General features: G+C 60.1%; 13 protein-coding genes, 1 rRNA gene and 1 pseudogene. 10 read left to right on the forward strand and 5 right to left on the reverse strand.

Translation table 11 applies throughout. The features are described from left to right. Positions 1-40: 40 nt before the first annotated feature. Complete coding sequence (locus JWU58_RS26580; RefSeq protein WP_016772279.1) at positions 41-379, forward strand: hypothetical protein; 339 nt, start codon at positions 41-43, stop codon at positions 377-379. 190 nt (positions 380-569) lie between these two features. On the opposite strand, the gene lapD is transcribed toward JWU58_RS26580, so the two are convergent. Further along, positions 570-2,522, reverse strand: coding sequence for a cyclic di-GMP receptor LapD (lapD, locus tag JWU58_RS26585; protein ID WP_071174001.1), 1,953 nt, complete (start codon positions 2,520-2,522; stop codon positions 570-572). Between the two features lie 14 nt (positions 2,523-2,536). Continuing rightward, positions 2,537-3,229, reverse strand: coding sequence for a cysteine protease LapG (gene lapG / locus JWU58_RS26590; RefSeq protein WP_041479715.1), 693 nt, complete (start codon positions 3,227-3,229; stop codon positions 2,537-2,539). A 196-nt stretch (positions 3,230-3,425) separates the two neighbouring features. Here lapG and JWU58_RS26595 point away from each other — a divergent pair, with 196 nt between their 5' ends. From JWU58_RS26595 to JWU58_RS26615, 5 genes are all read left to right on the forward strand, one after another. Next, a complete protein-coding gene (locus JWU58_RS26595; protein WP_016772282.1) occupies positions 3,426-4,136 on the forward strand; it encodes a GntR family transcriptional regulator in 711 nt (236 codons plus the stop codon). A gap of 698 nt (positions 4,137-4,834) precedes the next feature. Then, complete coding sequence (locus JWU58_RS26600) at positions 4,835-5,611, forward strand: DUF3050 domain-containing protein (RefSeq protein WP_038860823.1); 777 nt, start codon at positions 4,835-4,837, stop codon at positions 5,609-5,611. Continuing rightward, entirely contained in the window at positions 5,608-6,537 is a 930-nt protein-coding gene (locus JWU58_RS26605) for a diiron oxygenase (protein ID WP_123444132.1), read from the forward strand. Before JWU58_RS26600 ends, JWU58_RS26605 begins: the two co-directional genes overlap by 4 nt. A gap of 10 nt (positions 6,538-6,547) precedes the next feature. After that, the gene (locus JWU58_RS26610) at positions 6,548-9,940 is read left to right on the forward strand and encodes a non-ribosomal peptide synthetase (protein ID WP_123444133.1); all 3,393 of its coding nucleotides are present in this window, start codon (positions 6,548-6,550) and stop codon (positions 9,938-9,940) included. A gap of 22 nt (positions 9,941-9,962) precedes the next feature. Then, on the forward strand, positions 9,963-10,430 hold the full coding sequence (locus tag JWU58_RS26615) for an SRPBCC family protein (RefSeq protein WP_206421284.1): 468 nt from the start codon (positions 9,963-9,965) through the stop codon (positions 10,428-10,430). A gap of 126 nt (positions 10,431-10,556) precedes the next feature. On the opposite strand, the gene JWU58_RS27675 is transcribed toward JWU58_RS26615, so the two are convergent. Together JWU58_RS27675 and JWU58_RS27680 are read right to left on the reverse strand one after the other, a co-directional pair. Continuing rightward, complete coding sequence (locus JWU58_RS27675) at positions 10,557-11,342, reverse strand: methyl-accepting chemotaxis protein (RefSeq protein ID WP_370593577.1); 786 nt, start codon at positions 11,340-11,342, stop codon at positions 10,557-10,559. A gap of 69 nt (positions 11,343-11,411) precedes the next feature. Continuing rightward, a pseudogene (locus JWU58_RS27680) lies at positions 11,412-12,488 on the reverse strand (HAMP domain-containing protein); the annotation flags it as partial. A 261-nt stretch (positions 12,489-12,749) separates the two neighbouring features. Between JWU58_RS27680 and JWU58_RS26625 the strand changes: the two are divergent. From JWU58_RS26625 to JWU58_RS26640, 4 genes are all read left to right on the forward strand, one after another. Next, the gene (locus JWU58_RS26625) at positions 12,750-13,250 is read left to right on the forward strand and encodes a sigma-70 family RNA polymerase sigma factor (protein ID WP_041479723.1); all 501 of its coding nucleotides are present in this window, start codon (positions 12,750-12,752) and stop codon (positions 13,248-13,250) included. Then, positions 13,250-14,251: a FecR domain-containing protein gene (locus tag JWU58_RS26630; RefSeq protein ID WP_024011105.1), complete on the forward strand. Its 1,002-nt coding sequence runs from the start codon at positions 13,250-13,252 to the stop codon at positions 14,249-14,251. The genes JWU58_RS26625 and JWU58_RS26630 overlap by 1 nt, the downstream gene beginning before the upstream one ends. A gap of 87 nt (positions 14,252-14,338) precedes the next feature. After that, positions 14,339-16,840 carry a TonB-dependent siderophore receptor gene (locus tag JWU58_RS26635; RefSeq protein WP_206421285.1) on the forward strand — a complete coding sequence of 834 codons (2,502 nt, stop codon included), beginning with the start codon at positions 14,339-14,341 and terminating at the stop codon, positions 16,838-16,840. Positions 16,841-16,915: 75 nt separating this feature from the next. Then, positions 16,916-18,094, forward strand: a complete 1,179-nt coding sequence (locus JWU58_RS26640) for a PepSY-associated TM helix domain-containing protein (RefSeq protein WP_123444139.1) — start codon at positions 16,916-16,918, stop codon at positions 18,092-18,094. Between the two features lie 66 nt (positions 18,095-18,160). Here JWU58_RS26640 and rrf read toward each other — a convergent pair. After that, positions 18,161-18,276, reverse strand: a 5S ribosomal RNA gene (gene rrf, locus JWU58_RS26645). Positions 18,277-18,412 lie beyond the last annotated feature (136 nt).

An 18,412-nucleotide genomic window follows, 5' to 3' on the forward strand; every position in this document is an offset into this window, starting at 1 on the left:
TGCTGACAGCATGACGCTGTTCATTTGTGAGGGATGCTTAATGTTTTACGTGCAACGCGATGCGCAGGGCCAGTTGATTCGCGTGGAAGCTGCGGCGTACGCCGAGGCCACGGAAACGCTGCCCGCCGATAACCATGAAATTCAGGCGTGGTACGCCAACGAAGCCGTGGAAAACAGCCTCAAACAGCTCAAGCAGAGCGACTTTGAAATGATTCGGGTACTCGACGACCTGATTCAGGTGCTGACCCAGAAAGGCGTGATCCGCGTCACTGACCTGCCGGCGGCGGCCCAGGCCAAACTGATGGACCGCACCCAGGCACGTGAAGCGCTGGGCGGGTTGAGCCAGTTGATCGATGAGGATGAGGGCGGGTTGATCTGATCCTAGATCTTCACCAACTGGACTGGCCCTTTCGCGAGCAGGCTCGCTCCCACAATGATCGTTCCCACGCTCCGCGTGGGAATGCATCAAGGGACGCTCCGCGTTCCGACCGCAACTCAGTTATCACGGCCCGTCACCGTTGTGACGCAGAGCATCACGGGCTGCATTCCCACGCAGAGCGTGGGAACGATCAGTTCAGGCCCCAGGGCTTCGGTTCACCGAGCAACTGCCCCTGCACGCCATACAAGCCCATCTCGCGAATCACCGACAACTCCCCTTCAGTCTCGACCCGTTCGGCAATCAGCGGCAGATCGATGCTGTGCGCCGCGCGCTGAATCGCTTCGATGAACAGACGCTTGTCGCTCTCCTGATCGATCGCGCGGATGTAGCTGCCATCGATCTTCAAGTACGCCAGACCCAAGCGCGCCAGGTTGCCGATCATGCTGAAGCGCCCGCCGAAGCGCTGCAGGCTCAGCGAGAAACCGAGCTCGCGCAGGCGTCGGGTCAACTGCTCCAGCACCGCTTGTTCAGGCAGTTGCTCCTCGCCGATCTCCAGAGTCAGGCGTGCGCCGAGATTGGAATGCGCGCGCAGAATCTCGAAGACTTTGTTCAGCGCCTGCGGGTCGGCCAGCGTTGCCGAGGACAGGTTCAGCGCCAGCGAATCCTCGTGCCCCTTCATCTGCTCGAGCACGCGTTCGAGCATCAGCCGATCGAGCCGCGCGGTCCAGCCGAAGCGCTCCAGCCACGGCAGAAAGCGCCCGGCGGGAATGGTCTGACCCTGCTCGTCGAGCAAGCGCGACAGCACCTTGTAATGCAGCACCAGTTGCGTGTCCTGCGCAGCGACCACGGGCTGGAAGTACAGCTCGAAACGCTGCTGACTCAAGGCCTGATCCAGCAGTCGATGCCAAGCGTGATGGTCGTCACCGACCTCCGCCACCAGACTCTGATCGATGCACGCCCAATTCTGCTCGCCCTGCCCTTCGGCCTGTGCGAGCGCCTGATCGCCCAGTGTCAGCACCGCTTGCGGGGAGTCACCGTGAGCGAACGGCGCCAGCCCGATCGAAGCCACTGCCGGCACGTCGGTCGCGCCGGTGGCATGCAGGCTGCTCAAGGCATTGTCGAGATTCTGCGCCAGCTGCAACGCTTCCTCGCGCACCAGCCCCGGCGCCAGCACGGCGAATTCACCGCCGCGAATACGCGTGACCAAGTCCTGAGTTTGTGGATATCTGGCGCACTCGCGGGTCAGTTGCTCGCCGACGGCCTTGAGCAACTGGTCGGTACGCTGGCCGCCGAGACGCTGGTTGAGACCGGCCAGGTCCTTGACCCGCAACAGCAGCAGATAACCCGAACTGGCCTGCTCCGGGTTGCTCACGCGGTTGTTCAGTTGCATCTCGAAATAGCGGCGGTTGGCCAGGCCGGTGAGGTTGTCCTGATAGGACTCGGTACGCAGTTTTTCACTGCGCTCGGCCTGCTCCTGGAACAGCGTCTTGAGCTTCTCGACCATCTGATTCATTGCCTGCACCACGCGACGCAATTCAGGCGTGCGTGGCAGATCCGGCAGGCTGAGAAACTCGCGGCGGGCAATCGCATGGGACTGCTGGACCATGTAATCGAGGGGTTTCAACTGCCGACGCAGCAACAGCGCGCCGAGCACCGCACTCAATGCGCCGCAGATCAGCAACCAGCCAAGACTGCCCAGTGCGCTCTGCCACAGCTTGGCCACGGCGAACATCGGATGGCTGACCACCTCGACCCGCGCCGCCTGCTCCCAGCCACGGCTGACCAGCGCATCGCCACCCGCCGGTTCGAGGCCGATCAGTCTGACGAACCAGTCCGGCACATTGCTCACCGCCGGGGTACCGCTGCGCTCGACAATGGTCTGCTCGGTCTTCACGTCGACCACGCGGATGCTCGCGTAATAACCGCTGTCGAAAATCGAACTGACCAGCAGCTCGACCATCGCCGGGTCGTCGATATTCGGCGTCAGCGACAACGCCAGCGCCGTCGCCGCGTCCTGTGCGTGAGAGCGCAACTGATTGACGTACTGGGTGCGCGAGCTCTCCAGGCTGACCATGAAGCTGCCGGTGAAGGCCACGACCAGGAACAGACAGATAGCGATCAACAGCTGTTTGAACAAAGACATCTGAGCGCGTGCTCCTAGTTAGTCGTCTCGACCGGAAAACCTTCGGCCTGCATTTTTTTCAGCACATCCTGCCAGCGCGACAGGCGTTTGGTGTCGCCGACCTTTTTATTGCCCTTGGCGCCGGGCAGATACAGACCTTCGGCATTGAAAGAGTAGACCGGCAGCAAATCGGTCCGCTGCGACGCCGGCTGGATCGGATCGATCAGGCTGTCGAGCACCAGCGGCATGGCATCGGGGGTCGCATAGTACGTCAACACCATGTGCGCGCGGTTCTGGCGCAGCGCCTTGACGTAGGTGATGCGCAGCTTGTCACTGGAAACGCCGAGATGGCGCAGGCTGAAATACTTGGCGATGGCGTAGTCTTCGCAGTCGCCGGCGCCCTTCCACAGCGCTTCGATCGGGGTTTCCCAATAATCCACTTCGCGCCACAGATCGATGTCTTCGACGTAACGCACCTGCTTGTTGAAGAACAGGTTCACCACCTTGAGCTTGTCCATCTCACTGGCCTGCTTTTGCGTCGCCAGCAGGTTCTGCCAGGCGTCGATGCGCTGCTGCCCCGCGCCCAGTGGCCCATAGAGAGCCGTGGCCTTGCGGCTGATCGCGGAAAAATCCCAATCGGCGTGCAGGCCGCCCAGCATGACGCCGGCCAGCAGCAATGCGCAGCCAAGCCAGCGCAAGGTCCGAGGGATCGCGAAACGTACCGCCACTGCAGGTTTCCAGAAGGACAGAAAGGAAGCGTTTGATGGTGAAGCTTAGCCCGGCAAAAAACAATGGCACCGTGAGATCATCGAAGACGCGCTAGACTTGAGATTGCCGCGCAACGTTTTACAAGGTTTGACAACCTGTAGAGCAATCACTAGTGTCATTTGGATCCAAATATTGCGACCTACAGGGTGTGTTGTCGTGACTCAGAAGCCCAAACCGCTGCACAGCATCAAAGTCGAAGGACCGATTCCTGCGCATCTGGCCCGGTCGGTGATCGAAGAAACTCTGCGCTCGGCCATTCTCGATGGCCGCCTGCCCTGTGGCACTGCACTGCGCCAGCAGGATCTGGCCGATCTGTTCGGGGTCAGCCGCATGCCGGTGCGCGAAGCCTTGCGCCAGCTCGAAGCGCAGGAGCTGCTTAGCGTCACTACGCACAAAGGCGCCGTGGTCGCCCCGCTGATCCAGGGCGATGCCGCTGAAACCTACGAGTTGCGCATTCTGCTCGAATCCGAGGCATTGCGGCAGTCCATTCCGCTGCTGACTGAGGCCGAGCATCAACTCGCCGCTGGCTACATCGACGAACTGGAAGCGCAGCACGACTACAACGAAATCGGCCGCCTCAACCGTCTCTTTCACATGGCCTTGTACAGCAAAGCGCCCAATCAGCGACTGCTGCGCCTAGTGGAGGACGGGCTGAACGAAGAAGAACGTTTTCTGCGGTTCAATCTGGAAGCGATGGGCTTGGGCAAGCTGTCCCAGGATGACCACCGCGCCATGCTTCAGGCCGTGATCGAGCGGGACATACCGCGCTCGCTCGCAATGCTGGAGCAGCACCTCAACCGTGGCGTTGAGGTTATCACCCGCTACCTGGCGACTCCCGCCGCACAGAAGCGTCACACCGCACGCTGATATCTCGTACGTCGAATAATCCCCTTACAAATCTTCGCGACCGCTCTGCTGCCGGCTCTGGCAGCGGATCGGCGTGCCCGCTGGTGCCCGCCCCGGCCCTGCCGACGCATTTCTGCTGCCCGCCGATGACCAATCGGTAATAGCCGTGACGGCAATTTACCCGCACTCTTCCAGCGCCACCCCTACAGAACGGGGACGCGCCGCCCTGACGGCACAGTCCCCGCAACAGGAACCTACGGAAGGAGCCTTGTCACGGGAAACAGGAAGTCATGGCGCCGGTCCCGGCCAACTTTCGCCCCCTTTGAATTCATAAATTTCCCTTGTTTAAAAGTTGCTTCGAGTGAGGCATTCACTCTTGTTATCGATTTTGGCCGTTATTAGCCGAAAGGAGTAACTACGCCCTAATAAAACTTGATCTGAAAGTTTTATCGGTAACTCTTATATTCAAAAAACAGCCAACTTAAAATAATTGAAAATAAACTTGTTAAATGCATTTGCCCTGTATTAGTTTTTCTCTCGCCAGGTTTGAACGTCGCCGTTCAGCGCGGCATACCTCACGCACCAACCGCAGCACCCGTGGCGCCGCAACGGCGCCACAGTGCAATCAATATTTGCCCGACCAACTTGCTATCCAACTTGCTCGACCGCTTACAGCAACTGAAAAGAACCGTGCACTTCAATCAATGATAAAGGACATCATGATGCCCACTAAGCAGCAACTCGCCCTGAAGAAAGCCGAACTGAGTATTCACCCGATCTTTTCCGAGATTACTTCGTTATCGGTATTACGCCGTTTCATGGAAACCCATGTATTTGCCGTATGGGACTTCATGTCGCTGACCAAGCGCCTGCAACAGGAACTGACCTGCACGCGTTTACCCTGGTTGCCGCCGCGCGATCCCCACGCGGCTCGGTTGATCAACGAGATCGTGCTGGGCGAGGAATCGGACGATCGCCTCGATGCCGGCCACTACAGCCACTTCGAGTTGTACCTGGATGCGATGCGCGAAGTCGGCGCGAGCACCACGGCGGTAGAGCGCTTTGTCGCCCTGCAGCAGGAAGGCGTGAGTTATGACGTCGCGTTGCAGAGCGTCGACGTCGACCCGGCGGCCGCGCAGTTTGTCCGCGATACCTTGCGCATTGCCCTGGAGGCGCCGAGACACAGTGTCGCTGCCGCGTTCCTGCATGGTCGCGAGAGCGTCATTCCAACGATGTTCCAGCGCATCCTCGATGACTGGGGCATCGGCATCGAACAGGCACCGACCTTTCGCTACTACCTGCAACGGCATATCGAAGTCGATTCCGAAGATCACGGCCCGGCCGCCGAGCAGTTGCTGGAGCGTCTGGTGGACGGCGATCCGCAGCGCGCAGCCGAGGTTTACGCCAGCGCCATCGCCGCCGTGGAAAGCCGCATCGCCTTGTGGGACGGGCTGCGCCTGAGCATGGGCGTGGAAGTTGCCGAGGTGGCCCAATGAACGCTGCCGACTATCAATCCTTCGCCGAGGCCTGGGAAAGCCGCGCGACCATCCGCACCCGTCCACGGCGGCTGCTGGAAGACGATCAGCGCCTGATCTACCCGCTCAGCCGCCAGCCGCTGGTGCTCAGCGAAACCTTCCTGCGTGAATGCCCACAGCAACGTGATTTCGCCCTGGTGCAGACGTTGTACAAATTCATCAACGACGTAGTGATTTTCGAGACGGAAATCGTCGACAAGACCGCCCGCAGCATTGCCAAGAATCGCTTTGCCGTGGCGTTCCCGTTCGCCTGTCGCTACGACGCGATGACCGTGGTGGTCGATGAGGATTACCACGCGCTGGTGGCCATGGACTTCATGCAGCAAACGGTCGCGCTGACCGGTATCGAACCGATTCCGTTGCCCGACGAAATCGAGCTGAGCCGGGCAATTCCCGCCGCTGTTGCGCTGGCGCCGGACCACCTGCGCAGCGCGGTGGAACTGATCTGCGTGGCGATCGCCGAAAACACCGTGACCGGTGATGTCGCCGCGTTCGCCCGCGACGATTCGGTCAAGCCGTCGATCAAGGGCCTGATGGCCGACCACTTGCTCGACGAAGGTCGCCACTCGAGTTTCTGGGCGCGGATGGTGCGCATCTATTGGCACACCGCCAGCGACGCGGACCGCGAAACCATCGCGCAGATTCTGCCGGTGTTCATCGGCCATTACCTGACCAACGACATCCAGAAGTCCTTCGATTTGCGCCTGATCGATGCGCTGCCGGTCAGCGAAACCACGCGCCATTCACTGCGCGAAGAAATCGCCGGACTGGCCTTCCCGATCAATCGCCACCACCCGCTGGTGGGCAACATCGTCAGGTTTTTCCACAACAGCTCGCTGCTCGACACACCGTGCGTGCAGCACGCCCTGCGCGACTATCTGGTTTGAGGAGACCGACATGAAACGTCTGGACATTTTGCTCACCGGCGCCGGCCAGGCCATGACCGACCTGGCCCGGGAACTCGAACAGCATGGCCATGCACTGACCCGCAGCGGCGCCACTCAAGCGACGGTGGATCTGATCATCGACGATGGCTTTATCGCTGCCGGCGACTTCTGCGCCATCCCGCATCTGCACCTGCGCCTGGGTATCGCCGCGCAAGAGCATGGCGGCCTGCCGACCCTCGACTTGCTGTGCTTTCTCGGCTCGTCGCTGATCAGCCGTGTGCCGATCGGCGATGAGCCGTCCGGCAACGGTCAGTCGCTACGCCAACGAGCGCTCGCCCATGTGGTCGACGAAGTGGCGTTGCTGGTCAGCCGCTTTTCCCGCGATGCCGATTATTTGAGGCATGCCCCGGTCCTCAAAGCGCCGGATTTCGAACGCCTGGAAGATCTGCTGTTTCTCGACAAACTGGCGTATGTCCACCGTCTCAACGACACGGCAAATCCGGCGCTGCTGGAGCAGGCGCAAATCCCGCTGATCGAGCGTCTGCAACGAAGCCTGATCGAGCATGCCGAACGACCGGCGCTGCACCTCGGCGGACAGTCCATCAGCTACCGCCAATTGCACGCCCACAGCCGGGCGATCCAGCAGCGGTTGCTGCCCTTGCTCGAGCAACATCCGCAGCCGTGGGTGGTCGGTGTCTGCCAAGGCAAAAGCCCGGCGCTGTTCGCCTCGATCCTGGCGATTCTCGGCAGCGGCGCGGTGTACTTGCCACTGGAGCCGAGCCATCCATTGCCGCGTCAGCAATACATCCTGGAAAACGCCGGCGCGGTGCTGTTGCTTCACGATGGACAGCAGGCGCTCAGCGAGTCGGTAGCGGGGCTGGATGTCAGTGGCATCGAAGCGCCGAACGCCGATCTCGACCGGCCGCTGATGCAGCACCGCCCGGAGCTTGATGCGCCGTGCATGGCGCTCTACACCTCGGGTACCACCGGGCATCCGAAAGGCGTGCTGCTCAGCCAGGCCAATCTCGCCCATTTCACCGCGTGGTACGCCGACTACGTGCAGCTGCACGCCGAGAGTCGGGTGTTGCAGTTCTCTTCGCTGAGCTTCGATTCTTCGCTGATCGACATCTTCCCCAGCCTGCTCGCAGGGGCGGAACTCGTCGTGCCCGACGACACCCAGCGCCGCGATCCTTTGCAGCTGATTGCGCTGATTCGCCGGCGGCAACTGACCCACGCCTTCCTGCCACCGGCGCTGTTGAGCATCCTGCCGCTGGAACAACTGGAGGGCGTTCAGGTGATGACCGGCGGTGATGTCTGCGAGCCGTACGTCATCGAGCAACTGACCCGTCAAGGCACCCTGCACAACCTGTATGGCCCGACCGAAGCCACCGTGCTGATCACCGCGCGCCAGCTCAAACCGGGCGACAGCAACCGCACGCTGGGAGGGCCGATCGCCAACAGTCGGGTGCTGATTCTCGACGACGATCTGCAACCGGTGCCCGATCAAACCGTCGGTGAGCTGTTCATCGTCGGCCCCGGTGTCTGCCTCGGTTACCTGAACAATCCGCAGCAGACCGCCGAGCGTTATCTGAACCTGTCACTGCCCGGCGGCGAAACCGTGCGCGCCTACCGCAGCGGCGACATGGCCAAGTGGGGCGAGCACGGTATCGAGCTGTGCGGGCGGCGCGACAATCAGGTGAAAATCCGTGGCTTTCGCGTCGAGCCGGAAGAGATCGAGCGCTGCCTGCGCGAGAGCCGCTTGTATCGGCAGATTGCCGTGGTCATCGACAATCAGCGGCGGATTCTGGCGTTCCTCGCCCAGCCACAGACCGAGACTGCCCGGTACGAACTGAAAGCCCACGCCCGGCAGTTTCTGCCGGACTACATGCAACCGGGAGCGTGGACCGAACTGGCGCAGATGCCATTCGCCAGTAACGGCAAAGTCGATCGCAAGGCGCTGTTGGCATTGCCGGTGACGGTGCAGGACAGCGCTGCGAAATGCCTGCCGGCCAATGCTGACGAAGCGCTGCTTCTTGAGGTCTGGGCCGAACTGCTGGAACTGCCGACCAGCGACATTTCCACTGACGAAAGCTTCTTCAATCTCGGCGGTCATTCGATTCTGCTGTCGCGGATGTTGCTGCGCTTGCGTGAGGAATTCGGTCGAAGCATTTCGATCAATCGCTTCATCGAACTGCCCACGATCAGCAAACTGGCGACGCTGGTGCGCGGCAGCGATGACAGCGCCGTGCTCAGCGCTCAGGCCATGGCCGACGCCGAGCGCGCGCTGGATGTCGAACCGCTGCCGATCAGCCGCATGGGCGATGTGCACAAGGTCATCGTCACCGGTGCCAACAGTTTTGTCGGCGTGCACATCGTCGAAGCGCTGCTCGGTTGGGGCGCCAGCGAAGTGGCCTGTCTGGTGCGCGACGGCGCCGGGCAAACGGCGGCGCAACGCTTCGCTCAGTCACTGCGCGAGAACCGGCTGGAGCACCTCGACCTGAGCCGTGTGCGAGTTTACGCAGCTGATATCAGCCGTCCGCAACTGGGCCTGGGCGATGAGGATTATCAGCGCCTGGATCGCGAGTTCGGCGCGCTGGTGCACAACGCCGCCAACGTCAACCACGTGCTCGATTACGAGTCCCTGGCGGCGGACAACGTCGAACCGATATTTGCCCTGCTGAAGCTGTGCGAAGGGCAGCGCAAAAAGGTCTTCAACTTCGTCTCGACCCTGTCGGCATCCAGCACCGTGGATGACGCCGGTCGAGTGCTGGAACTACCCGCCGCCGCGACGCCGCCGATCTACATTCGCAACGGCTACAACCTGTCGAAGTGGGTCGGCGAACGCATCCTCGAACGGGCGCGCGAGCGTGGTGTTCGGGTCAATCTGTATCGCCCCGGCAACATCAGTTTCAACAGCCTCAGCGGCGTTTGCCAGCCGCATAAAAACCGTTTGATGCTGATGCTCAAAGGCTCGATCCAGCTCGGACAGGTGCCGGCCTTCGCGCTGAATTTCGACCTGATGCCGGTGGACTTTCTCGCCCGCTTCATCGCCTTCCATGCCAGCCGTTATTCAGCGCAACGCGCGGTGTTCAATCTGCACAACCCCGAGCCGCTGAGCTGGGATGCGTACGTCGCTTCGTTCCGCGAAACCGGCAGCGAATTTTCGCTGGTCAGCGTCGCCGATTGGCAACAGCAACTGAACCGGGTCGACGCCGACAACGCGCTGTTCGGCGTGCTCGGTTTCTACCTCAACGGCTTCGAAGAAGACATCGGCGACATCTCCCTGATCGGTCACGCCAACGCCGAGGCCGGCGTGCGGCAGATGGGCGCGCACTACCCACAGAAATCCCCGGCGCTGCTGCGTCGCGGCTGCGACTACCTGAAAGAAATCAACTTCATCTGACTCATCAACAAGGAGCAACACCATGAGCAATCTGCAACCCGACACCCTGATCAAAAACCCGCAAGGCTGCCACGTTGTGTCGTCGGTGGAAGTGCCGGCGGACGCGGCAAAAGTCTGGGCGATCGTTGGCGATTTCGCTGGCTTCGAACGATTCATTCCAGCGCTGTCGCACACCGAAATGACCGGCGAAGGCGTGTCTTCGCTGCGCAAGAAAGTCTTCAAGGACGGCAACGTCGTGGTCGAACAACTCAACTCGCGCGATGAACAGGCGCGGCGCATGACCTGGACGACGATCTACAACACGTTGGGGGTGGCGAACCTGTGGGCGGCGATGCAAGTGGAATCGCTGAGCGCAGGGAAGTCGCGAGCGACCTGGACGATCATTGCCGAACCGGCTGCGGGTGGGGATGAAGCATTGCCGGGGTTCAGGGATTTCGTGCAGGGGTTTGCCGATGATGCGATGGGCAATGTGCTGAAGCTGTTTGTCTAAGGCATCGGTTTGGCGGTGATTGAACCGCCGCTTTCGCGAGCAGGCTCGCTCCCACATTTGGAATGCATTTCCCTGTGGGAGCGAGCCTGCTCGCGAAGAACGATAACGCGGTCTGCGATCTGTGAATCAGATCTTGAAACTGTCGACCAACTGCTTCAACCGGTTCGCCTGCTGCGACAACGCATCACAATCCTTCAACGTTTCGTTGAGGTTGGCCACGCTCTGCTGGTTCAACAGATTGATCTGGTTGACGTCGACGTTCAGCGTTTCCACCACCGCCGTCTGCTCTTCAGTCGCCGCTGCAACCGATTGGTTCATGCCGTCGATTTCGCCGATGCGCTGGGTCACGCTGACCAGGCGCAGACCGGCCTGATTCGCCACTTCCACGCTCTGCTCGCTGGACGCCTGGCTGGCGTTCATGGTGCTCACCGCTTCGCGCGAGCCGACCTGCAGCGAGGTGATCATCTTGTGGATCTCTTCCGCCGATTCCTGGGTGCGATGCGCAAGGTTGCGCACCTCATCGGCGACCACGGCAAAACCGCGCCCGGCTTCACCGGCACGCGCAGCCTCGATGGCAGCGTTGAGCGCCAGCAGGTTGGTCTGCTGCGAGATGCCTTTGATCACGTCGAGAATGTGGCCAATGTTGTCGGTGCTCGCGTTCAGGGTTTCGATCTGCGTGCACGACAGGCTGATCTTCTGCGACAACTCGGTCATCGCCTGAATGGTCTGCTCGACCACCTGACGACCGTCGTCGGCCTGCTCGGAAGCGCCACTGGCGTGCTGCGAAGCATCCGCCGCGTTGCGCGCGATCTCTTGAGTGGCGGCGCCTAGCTGATTGATCGCCGCCGCGACGCTGTTGGTGCGCGCACTTTGCTCGTCGGAACCGACGATCGAAGCGTTGGACGAAGCCATCACCCGTTGCGACAGGTCATGTACGTGACGGGTCGCCGACGACACTTCGGAAATCGATGCGTGAATCCGTTCAACGAACTGGTTGAACGCGCTGCCCAGTTCACCGAACTCGTCTTTGCTCTCGACCACCAGACGCCGGGTCAGATCGCCCTCGCCCTGGGCGATGTCTTTCATCGCGCGGCCCATGGTGGTCAGCGGACGCATCAACACGTTGATCAACAGGCTCAACAGTAACGCAATCGCCGCGACCGCGACAAACATGGCGATCAACGCCGAGGTGCGGAATTGGCTGAGTGCGGCGTAGGCCTTGTCGCGATCGATCGACAGACCGATGTACCACTGCGCATTCGGCAGATCGCTGACCGGGGTGAACGAGAGAATGCGTTCCTGGCCGTTGAGCACGACGTTCTGGTTGCCCTTCTCGATGCGCACGCTGGTGTTCGGGTAGATGTCCTTGAGGTTTTTCATTACCTGATCTTTGTCCGGGCTGACGATCACCTGACCGTCGGCACTGACCAGAAACGCATGGCCGAGGCCACCGAAGTCCACCGAGTTGATGATCTTCACCAGGGTTTCCAGGCTCAGGTCACCACCGACCACACCGAGCAATTCACCGTCCTTCTTCACCGGCATGGCGATGGTCACCACTAGGCCACCGACGGCCGCCATGTAAGGCGGTGTCAGCATGGTTTTGTCGGCGGCCACGGCCTGCTTGTACCAAGGGCGCTGACGCGGATCGTAACCGTCCGGCATCTTCGCATCGGGACGCTGAGTGAAGACACCGTTGGCCTGCCCGACATAAGTGAACTGAAAGTTCGACGTGAAGGCCGGTTGATCGACAAGACCCGGCAAGTCGGCATTCCGGCCTTGATGGGCAACGTTCTGCGCGAGGTTTTCCAGCACCAGAATGCGCCCGCTCATCCAGTTCTGCACGCTGCTGGCGGTGAGGTCACCGGCCTGTTGCACGGAGGACTGCAGGTTCTGGCGAATGGTGTTTCGCTGCAGATAATCGTTGTAGAGCGTGAACAACGCGAACGCCAGGACCACGACGCCCGAAGCGGCCAGGAGGATTTTATGGCTGAACTTGAGATTCATTTCATGGGACTTCTTATGCCAAAAGTGGGGATGCGTTTCCGGATGCAACATTCCATGTACGGCGCAGGCAGCGTTCTTCTGGCCGCTCTACTTTGGTGCACGCATTTCTCACCAGTCTGTCGGCCAGCGTCGGAGAAATCTTAGGGGCGCGTGAGAAATGGGCGGGTTTTGGACAGGATTCCCGCCGAACGGCGTGCCAGAGCGGCTGCAAGGGAGTTTTCCGCATCGACATAGGGGCGACAGTTGCAAAATCTGTCACCCTTGATGACAATGCGACTAATTATCATTTGTGGCGTTCGGGCTGGCGTGGTCATGTCTTCACCTGAGTTGGTCGTACAGGCGCTTTACGGTAGTCATCACGGCTGGCTCAACGCTTGGCTGCGCGCGCGGCTGGGCAACGCAGCGGATGCAGCGGATCTGGCTCAGGACACTTTCCTGCGCCTGCTGCAACGCACCGAACGCCTCGAACTGAAAGCGCCCCGAGCTTTCCTGCGAACCATCGCGCGCGGTCTGGTGATCGATCATTGGCGCCGCGAGGAAATCGAGCGGGCCTATCTGGAGACCATTGCTCACTTGCCTGAAGGCGAAGTACCTGACGCCGAATCGCGCGCGTTGGTGCTGGAACTGCTGGAAAGCATTGCGCGCATGCTCGAAGGACTGAAGCCGAAAGTGCGTCAGGCGTTTCTCCTGGCGCAGTGCGAAGGTTTGACTCACAAACAGATCGCCGAGCAGTTGGGCGTATCGGTACGTTCTGTGGAACGCTACGTCGCCGATGCGCTGTATCACTGCTATGTGTTGCGGTATGAAAGCTGATGCCTGTGGATAACCTCTCACTCGCTCGCCGCGTCGAACCGCGCCAACAGGTGGTCAAGCAAGCGATTCACTGGCTGCTGCGGCTGCGCAACAACCACGGCAATTCGCGGCTGACTCGCCAATGCGAGCAGTGGCGCGCCGAGCATCACGAACATGAAATCGCTTGGCAGCGGGTGCAGTCGCTGCAAGCCGAATTGAGCTCCAGTCTGCGCGCCGTGCCGGGTGCGCAGGTCGCTTTCAACACCTTGGAAAACAGTGCGCAGGGGCTGGGCCGACGCCAGGCCTTGAAGTTGTTGTCGGGCGCGCTGTTGATGGGCTCCGCCGCGTGGCTGGCCAAGGACAGCGCCGCCTGGCAGCAATGGAGTGCCGACTACGCGACGGCGACCGGCGAACGGCGCGGTTTCCAGTTGCCCGACGGCACGCGCATCGAACTCAACACCGCCAGCGCCGTAGATCTGGATTACACCGCGCAGCAGCGCCTGATCAAACTGACCCGTGGCGAGATCATCGTTACCTGCGGCGGCTCTGACGAGGGCGCGGCGGCCGATCGACCGCTGCGCATACAGAATCGCCACGGCAGTTATGCGCCGGTCGATGCGCGTTTCATTTTGCGTCAGGAAGAACAGTGCACGCGGCTCAGCGTTACCCGTGGCCGAGTGTTGGTTCGCGCTGGCGGTCATTCCCTCGAAGCACTCGCCGGGCAGAGTTTTCTGGTCGACCAAAGCGGTTTGCGCGCAGCGCCGACGCTGGATATGGATGCGGGCGCCTGGCTCGACGGTTTGATTGTCACGCGCAATATGCGGCTGGGCGACTTCCTCGCTGAAGTCGGCCGTTATCGCCCGGGTTATCTCCATTGTTCGGCGGATATCGCAGACCTGCGCCTCTCTGGAGTGTTTCGTCTGGAGGACACCGACAGGCTGCTGGCGATTCTGCCGCAGACGTTGCCGGTGCAACTGCGCTATCGCACCCGCTGGTGGGTGACCCTTGAGCATGCGGTGTGAAATTTTTTTGGCGGGTTTTTCCAGGCAGTCCGGCTTAGTCAGTAAGCACTTCAAATCAGCCCTCGCGACTGCCTACGGAAATCCACAATGACTGTCCGCGCCACTTGTAAGAACCCTCTGAATTTCACTCCAGAATCGACACTACTGCGCCATGCGGTTCGGGCGGCACTGCTGACCACCGCGCTGGGCGTCAGCGTATTACCGAGCCTGAGTCTGGCCGCCAACACCGGCACCGAGATCAGCCACCGCTACAACATTGCTGCCGGGCCATTGGGCGAGGCGTTGAATCAGTTTGCCCGGCAGGCCGGCATCACCTTAGCGATGACGCCGCAACAGACTCAAGGTCAGCAATCTCCCGGCGTGCAGGGTGAATATTCGACCGACCAGGCCTTGAGCCATTTGCTTGGCGGCTCAGGGCTGGAAGCAGTCAGCCAGGACGGCAGCAGTTACATCCTGCGTCCACTGGCTGAAAGCGAAGCACTGGCCTTGCCGACCACCGACATCAAAGGTTTCGCCCTCGGCAACGCGCTGGGCAGCATGGCCGGCTACAACGCCACGCACAGCCAGATCGCCACCAAGACCAGTACCGCCCTGCTGGAAACTTCGCAAAGCGTGTCCGTGGTCACACGCGAACAAATGGATGACCAAGGCTCGCAGACCGTCTCGCAAGCAATGCGCTACACCCCGGGCGTGCTGACCAACCCGTATGGCGCTACGCACCGTTACGACTACGTGGCGATGCGCGGTTTCAACGACGGCTCGGTGGACAACATCTACCTCGACGGCCTCAAGTCGATGGGCGACAGCGGCACCTACAGCACCATGCAGGTCGATCCGTATTTCCTTGAGCGTGTGGACATTCTCAAAGGCCCGTCGTCCGTGCTGTACGGCCGTAGCTCGCCCGGCGGTCTGGTCGCACTGACCAGCAAAAAGCCGTTGTATGAGGCCTACCATCAGGTGCAGGCGACAGTGGGGACGCAAGGCCAGCGTGGGGTTGGTTTTGACTTCAGCGGTCCGGTCGATGACGACAAGCGCATTGCCTATCGTCTGACCGGATTGAGCGATCAGTCCGACACGCAATTCGATCACAACAAGGAAAAACGCTTCGCCCTTGCGCCGACGCTGAGCATCGATTTCAGCGAAGACACCTCGTTGACCCTGCAGGCCTATCTGCAACACGATCCGGACGGTGGTTACCACGGCGGCGTTCCGGCGGACGGCACGATCCATCAGCGCAATGGCGAGCGCATCTCGCCGCGCTTCTTCGAGGGCGAACCGGGGATCGACGGCTACTCTCGTGACCAGCAATCGTTCGGCTATCAGTTCGAACATCGCTTCAACGATGTCTTCACCGCCCGGCAGAACTTCCGCTATCTCGATTCCAAAGTGAACATGGATCAGGTCTACGCCTATGGCTGGACCACCCCGACCAGCAATGAACTGAACCGTTATTACACCGGCGGTGATGAGCGCCTGCATGCGTTCATCGTCGACAACATGCTGCAGGCCGAATTCTTCACCGGCGCGACCAAGCACACAGTCCTGATGGGCGCGGATTATCAACGGCGCAAAACCGTGGTCGACTGGACCAGCGGTGGCCTCGCGCCGATCAATGCGTTCAATCCGGTGTACGGCAGCTCGGCGATCGAGATGTACGGCGACACCAGCTATCTGCGTCGTCTGGAGCAGACCGGTGTGTATCTGCAAGACCTGATCGAGATGGACAAGTGGCGCTTCTCGCTGGGCCTGCGTCAGGACTGGGTCGAGACATCCGATGAAAACCGCATCGCCGAAGCGGGGCGTCCGGTGGGTACAGAGATCAATGATCGGCGCACGAAACTCACTGGGCGTGCCGGCGCTTTATATCTGTTTGATAACGGTCTGGCGCCATACATCAGCTACTCCGAGTCGTTTAACCCGAACTCCTATGCCGACAGCGCCGGCAATCCACTGGCCCCCACCGATGGCACGCAGTGGGAAGTCGGCTTGAAGTATCAGCCGCCGGGCACTGACAACCTGTTTACCGCCTCGCTGTTTCGCATCGATCAGGAAAACCTCGCGACCAAACTACCGCAGGAGAACTTCTATCGCGCGGTCGGCGCCGTACACTCGCAAGGTCTGGAACTGGAAGCGCATATGCAACTGACCGATAACTTCAAAGTACTCGGTAGTTACACCTTCACTGATATCGAATATTCCAAATCGATGATCAGCACCTTGAGCACGCCGACCGATGTCATCGAGAACAAGGGCAACTCACCGACTCAGGCGCCGCGACACATGGCCTCGCTGTGGGCTGACTACAAGTTCGACAGCGCCGCACTTGATGGGCTGCGCCTGGGTGGTGGGGTGCGCTATGTCGGCTACAGCTGGGCCGATGCCGAGAACACAATGAAGGTGCCGTCTTACACGCTGTTCGACGCCTCGATTGGTTATGACCTGGGCAAGGTCGGCTTGACAGGTGTGGATGTCCGGCTCAACGCGAACAACCTGACCAATGAATCCTATGTCGCGTCCTGCGCCAGCCTGAACTTCTGCTACATGGGCGAAGAACGCAACGTAGCGGCGACCGTCAGCTATCAGTTCTAAAGCTATGTCCTGTGCATAAAAAAGCCAGCTCCTGCTATCAGGGGCTGGCTTTGTCGTTTCTTCGGGGTGTTTTGTATGCGTGCGTTTCTGGTTTTGTTGCATCGGTACATTGGCTTGGCCACTGCGACGTTTTTATTGTTGGCCGGGCTGACCGGCAGTGTGCTGGCGTTTAATCACGAACTGGATGAGTGGCTGAATCCGCAGTTCTACGAGGCGACCTCAGTGGGTGAGCGCTTGTCGCCGGGCGCGTTGGTAGATGCAGTGCAGACTGCACATCCGAAACTGCAAGTCTGGTACATGGAGTATCCCCATGAGACGGGGCATACGGCGCTACTGGCGGCCGTTCCGCGTAAGGATCCGGCGACGGGCCAGCCGTTTGATGAGCCCAATCAGGTGTTCTATCTGGACCCGGTCAGCTCGGAGCAAAAAGGCGCGCGCTACTGGGGTGAATGCTGTTTTCAGCGGGAGAACTTCATCCCGTTCATTCTGGAGTTTCACTACAACCTGACATTACCGGGTAACTGGGGATTGCTGTTAATGGGTGGGGTGGCCATCGCGTGGGTGATCGACTGCTTTGTCGCATTGTGGCTGACCTTGCCGCGTGGCAAGCCCTTCTGGAAGAAGTGGGCGACTGCGTGGAAGGTCAAAGGCGGGCATGCCTACCGCTTGAACTTCGACCTGCATCGCGCCGGAGGATTGTGGCTGTGGCTGCTGCTGTTACCGATCGCCGTCAGTAGCGTGGCGATGAACTTGCCCAGCCAAGTGTTCAAGCCTGCGGTTTCGTTGTTTTCGCCCATCGAGCCGAGCGTTTATGAAGCCAGAGGACGAATGCCCGCCAATCAACTGGGTACGACACAGTTGAGTTATCAACAGGCGTACCAAAGGGCATTGCAGGAAGGGAAACGATTAGGACTGACGGCGGCAATCGGCGAGTTGTATTACAGCTTTGAGTACAACTTCTACGGCGCAGGATTTGGACAGCACGATACGGACGCCCATGGAAAATCCTGGTTGTTCTTTCACGGTACAGATGGCCGATTATTGGGACAGGAGATCGCGGGACAGGGCACGCTTGGAGAGCAGTTCTATCGACTTCAGTTGCCCATACATGGAGGACGGATCATCGGGGTGACAGGGCAGGTAATGATCGCGGTACTGGGTGTGTTGATTGCGGGGTTGTCAGGGACGGGCGTCTATATTTGGTGGCGCAAGTGGCAGGCAAGACGCAGCAGCAAGAGTCGCAGAACGGCCTGATCTTTCGTACACGCTTAAATGACAAAACCCCTGTCTGCGTTAGCAGACAGGGGTTTCGGAATTCAATCTTGACGATGACCTACTCTCACATGGGGAAACCCCACACTACCATCGGCGATACATCGTTTCACTGCTGAGTTCGGGATGGGATCAGGTGGTTCCAATGTTCTATGGTCGTCAAGAAATTCTTTATCTGGCCCGTCAACACGGTAACAAGCCAGCAAAAACAGGAACTTCTACTAAAACAAAACCCCAACTGCTTTCGCAATTGGGGTTTCGGAATTTAATCTTGACGATGACCTACTCTCACATGGGGAA

Source organism: Pseudomonas atacamensis (assembly GCF_017167965.1).
Lineage (GTDB): Bacteria > Pseudomonadota > Gammaproteobacteria > Pseudomonadales > Pseudomonadaceae > Aquipseudomonas > Aquipseudomonas atacamensis.

Coding starts and splice junctions, on each gene's coding strand:
- JWU58_RS26580 (WP_016772279.1), top strand. CDS start 41: ATGTTTTACGTGCAACGCGATGCGCAGGGCCAGTTGATTCGCGTGGAA.
- lapD (WP_071174001.1), bottom strand. CDS start 2,522: ATGTCTTTGTTCAAACAGCTGTTGATCGCTATCTGTCTGTTCCTGGTC.
- JWU58_RS26600 (WP_038860823.1), top strand. CDS start 4,835: ATGATGCCCACTAAGCAGCAACTCGCCCTGAAGAAAGCCGAACTGAGT.
- JWU58_RS26605 (WP_123444132.1), top strand. CDS start 5,608: ATGAACGCTGCCGACTATCAATCCTTCGCCGAGGCCTGGGAAAGCCGC.
- JWU58_RS26610 (WP_123444133.1), top strand. CDS start 6,548: ATGAAACGTCTGGACATTTTGCTCACCGGCGCCGGCCAGGCCATGACC.
- JWU58_RS26615 (WP_206421284.1), top strand. CDS start 9,963: ATGAGCAATCTGCAACCCGACACCCTGATCAAAAACCCGCAAGGCTGC.
- JWU58_RS27675 (WP_370593577.1), bottom strand. CDS start 11,342: ATGGCTTCGTCCAACGCTTCGATCGTCGGTTCCGACGAGCAAAGTGCG.
- JWU58_RS26625 (WP_041479723.1), top strand. CDS start 12,750: ATGTCTTCACCTGAGTTGGTCGTACAGGCGCTTTACGGTAGTCATCAC.
- JWU58_RS26630 (WP_024011105.1), top strand. CDS start 13,250: ATGCCTGTGGATAACCTCTCACTCGCTCGCCGCGTCGAACCGCGCCAA.
- JWU58_RS26635 (WP_206421285.1), top strand. CDS start 14,339: ATGACTGTCCGCGCCACTTGTAAGAACCCTCTGAATTTCACTCCAGAA.
- JWU58_RS26640 (WP_123444139.1), top strand. CDS start 16,916: ATGCGTGCGTTTCTGGTTTTGTTGCATCGGTACATTGGCTTGGCCACT.